Consider the following 3,394-nt stretch of genomic DNA (forward strand, 5'->3'; position numbering starts at 1 on the left):
GCATCACGCTGTACCGGGAACCGATCCTGCTGGAATGGGTGGAGACCGGGGAGGATCTGTTCCGCCTCGTCCGCAACGTGCTTATCCATGAGATCGCGCATCATTTCGGCTTCTCCGATGACGATATCGACCGCCTGGAAGGCGGCGACTGATCGACCGCCTGGAAGGCGGCGACTGATTCTTCCTCGCGCGAAGGCTGAGGCTGCCCGCGAACCGGCTTTCTCATCTTTCGGCGGATCGCCGCCCCGGCATTAACCGCGTCGTTACCCGCTACCCGGCAGAACCTGCCCAGCCGACATGGTCGGCATGGGGATGGCAGGATGTCTCGCTGGGGTTCGGGTGCAGGATGCGCCGGGCAGGGCTTCGCGGCCCGGGATGATGCACCGCGGGGCGGCGCATGGGGGGGCTGATCGAACAGCTCCGCGCGCTGGGCACCCTGCGTCTGGCGGCCATGGCGGGTGTCGGCCTGGCGGTGCTGGGCCTGGTGGCCTGGCTGGCGGGCCAACCGCAGACCACCAAGGCAGGCGAGCCCGCTGGGGACTCGCTGGCGCTGGCGGACCGCTGGCGCCAGGCGGAGGCGGCGGTGCAGGCGCTGCTGGACCAGGAACTGGCCGACGAGGACGGGGAGCCGGCCCTGGCCCGACTGCTCAGCCGGCTGCTGCCGGCGGGGCTGCCGGTGCTGCTGGCCAACAGCAGCCCCGTGCGCGACTGGGAAAGCTTCGCCCACCCGGGCGCCCCGCCCCGGCCGATGCACGGCTTCCGCGGGGCCTCGGGGATCGACGGCACCCTCTCGAGCGCCTGCGGCCTGGCCGAGGCCCTGGGTGATCTGGTGCTGGTGAGCGGCGATCTGGCCCTGCTCCACGACGCCAACGGCTGGCTGTGGCGAAGCCAGCTGAGCGGGCGCCTCACCGTGGTGCTGATCGACAACGGCGGCGGCGGCATCTTCGAGCAGCTGCCCATCCGCACCGAGCCGGCGGCGGCGATGGATTTCGAACGTCTGTTTGCCATGCCCCAGCCGGTGGATCCCCTGGCGCTGGCGGCGGTGCACGGGGTGCCGGGCCGCCGGGTTGCGGGCCTGGCGACTCTGGCGAGCGACCTGGCCTGGGCACGGCAGCAGCCGATGGCGCTGCTGGTGATAAGCACCGACCGGCGCCGTGATGCCGCCCTGCGGCAGCGGCTGCGCACAATGGCCGCAGCCCAGGTCACGCCCCCATGACCCCCGTTCCCCCGCCCCTGCCGAACTGGACCAGCGCCGGCACCTACACCGACATCCGTTTCGAGACCAGCGGCGATGGCCTCGCCCGGATCAGCCTCAACCGGCCCGAGAAGCGCAACGCCTTCCGTCCGCTCACGGTCCAGGAGCTTTGTGATGCCTTCAACCGGGTGCGGGACGACCCCTCCATCGGCGTGGTGCTGTTCACGGGCGCAGGACCGGCCGCTGATGGCGTCTGGTCCTTCTGCGCCGGTGGCGACCAGAGCGTGCGCGGCGATGGCGGCTATCTCGACGATTCGGGCCTGCCGCGGCTGAACGTGCTCGACCTGCAACGGATCATCCGTAGCCTGCCCAAGGTGGTGATCGCCCTGGTGGCCGGCTACGCCATCGGCGGCGGCCAGGTGCTGCACCTGCTCTGCGATCTGAGCCTGGCGGCCGAGAATGCTGTCTTCGGCCAGACCGGGCCGCGGGTGGGGAGTTTCGATGGCGGCTTCGGCGCCGGCTACCTGGCCCGGGTGGTGGGCCAGCGCAAGGCACGGGAGATCTGGTTCCTGTGCCGGCGCTACGACGCGGCACAGGCGCTGGCCATGGGGCTGGTGAATGCTGTGGTGCCCCTGGAGGATCTGGAGCGCGAGGGGGTGGCCTGGGCCAGGGAGGTGCTGCAACACAGCCCCACCGCGATCCGCTGCCTGAAAGCCGCCTTCAACGCTGAAACCGACGGCCTGGCCGGGATCCAGGAGCTGGCGGGCCAGGCCACCCATCTCTTCTACCGAACCAGCGAGGGGCAGGAGGGCCGCAATGCCTTCCTGGAGAAACGGGATCCGGATTTCAGCGGCAATGCCTGGCTTCCGTGAACAGGCAGTGATGAAATCCAATCAAAACCTCTGCCAAGCATTAAAGTAAGAAAGAAAAACGACTCCACTCTCTTCATCCGCTGATGAACAGCACGACAAAGGAGATTCAGCCTGCCGGAGTTCTCGATGGTGAGCGTGGCAAGGAACTGCTCGAGCAGGTCAGCGAGGCTTTGGTCACCCAACCAGACATGGTTGTGATCAATTGCCAGCAGATCACATTCATGGACAGCAGTGGATTCAGTGCCTTGGTGGGCTGCCTGAAGAAAGTCAGAGAAGCCGGTCGTCGACTTGCCCTGCGCGCACCGGCGTCGCAGATGAAGATGGTTCTGGAGATCACTGGGACGGACAAGGTCTTCGAGTGCATCTGAGGCGAAACTCCTCAGAAAGAGATCACTATTCACGTCCTCAGATCCAGTAACGAAGCAATACCTCATCCCTGGGAACCAGCATCGGGACTAGGAGTGAAGTGAATGCTGATGATCGAAGCGTCATCAGGAAAGCTCTCCACACTGGTGTGGGCTCTGATCTGGTCGACGAGCGAGACAAGGCCTGACTCGGTCGACTCAGCATGAGCCTCCAACAGCGTCTGGAAGCCGCCGTTATCCCACATTTCACCGTCAGGTTTTGGAATTTCATACAGTCCATCGGTGTAGAGAAAGAGTTGGGACGATAGGCCGATTGAAACGGTCCGTTCTTCATAGGCCACCTCTTCAAACAGGCCAATGGGCATGCCAGGTGCTTTCAGGGCACACCATTCAATGTTTCCGCCCTCCGCCATGGATCGGAGCAGCGCTGGGGGGTGGCCGGCGCTGGCATAACGAAGCTGGCGACTGTCCTTGTCGAAAACACCGTACCAAATGGTGAAATACTGGTTGTTTTGATCTTTCATCTGAAAAAGGCTATTCAGATAGTTCAGTACATCCGCAGGGCGTTTGAGAAAGCTGTCCGACTGCCGGCGCCCATGGCTGGTGGCGTACTGCTGATTAAAACGGGCCTGGGTGCGGAGCAGGTTATGGATGGAGATGGATGGGAGTGCCGCAGCCAGTCCATGACCAGAGACATCAAGAATATAAAGAACAAGATGCTGTTCATCCAACCAGTAAAAGTCAAGACAATCCCCACCCAGCTGACTGGACGGAAGGAAGAGGCGGTCGATCGTGACATCGCCCTCCATGGGTGGTGGAAGGATCGAGCGAACATAGTCGGCAGCCTGGGACAACTCGTCTTCGAGTCGACGCTTCTGATCAGCAAGATCCTGGCTGATGACCCTGAGCAGACGGCTACTCTCATACAACCGAAGCCCGGAACGAACGCGAGCGTTCAGCTC

Annotated in this window: 5 protein-coding genes; 4 read left to right on the forward strand and 1 reads right to left on the reverse strand. The window is 64.0% G+C overall.

Annotated elements, in window-relative coordinates:
- Positions 1-8 precede the first annotated feature (8 nt).
- The 4 genes from VB739_RS16735 (at position 9) to VB739_RS16370 (ending at position 2,435) form a co-directional block, all read left to right on the forward strand.
- Entirely contained in the window at positions 9-152 is a 144-nt protein-coding gene (locus VB739_RS16735; RefSeq protein ID WP_416233356.1) for a metallopeptidase family protein, read from the forward strand.
- A gap of 245 nt (positions 153-397) precedes the next feature.
- The gene (locus VB739_RS16360; protein ID WP_323358076.1) at positions 398-1,216 is read left to right on the forward strand and encodes a thiamine pyrophosphate-binding protein; all 819 of its coding nucleotides are present in this window, start codon (positions 398-400) and stop codon (positions 1,214-1,216) included.
- Positions 1,213-2,067, forward strand: a complete 855-nt coding sequence (menB, locus tag VB739_RS16365) for a 1,4-dihydroxy-2-naphthoyl-CoA synthase (RefSeq protein WP_323358077.1) — start codon at positions 1,213-1,215, stop codon at positions 2,065-2,067. Before VB739_RS16360 ends, menB begins: the two co-directional genes overlap by 4 nt.
- A gap of 83 nt (positions 2,068-2,150) precedes the next feature.
- Positions 2,151-2,435 carry an STAS domain-containing protein gene (locus tag VB739_RS16370; RefSeq protein WP_323358078.1) on the forward strand — a complete coding sequence of 95 codons (285 nt, stop codon included), beginning with the start codon at positions 2,151-2,153 and terminating at the stop codon, positions 2,433-2,435.
- Between the two features lie 62 nt (positions 2,436-2,497).
- Here the strand turns inward: VB739_RS16370 and VB739_RS16375 are convergent.
- Positions 2,498-3,394: PP2C family protein-serine/threonine phosphatase (locus VB739_RS16375; RefSeq protein WP_323358079.1), on the reverse strand; the 897-nt coding region annotated here is incomplete at its 5' end.

The organism is Cyanobium gracile UHCC 0281 (assembly GCF_034931305.1).
GTDB classification, from domain to species: Bacteria; Cyanobacteriota; Cyanobacteriia; order PCC-6307; family Cyanobiaceae; genus Cyanobium; species Cyanobium gracile_A.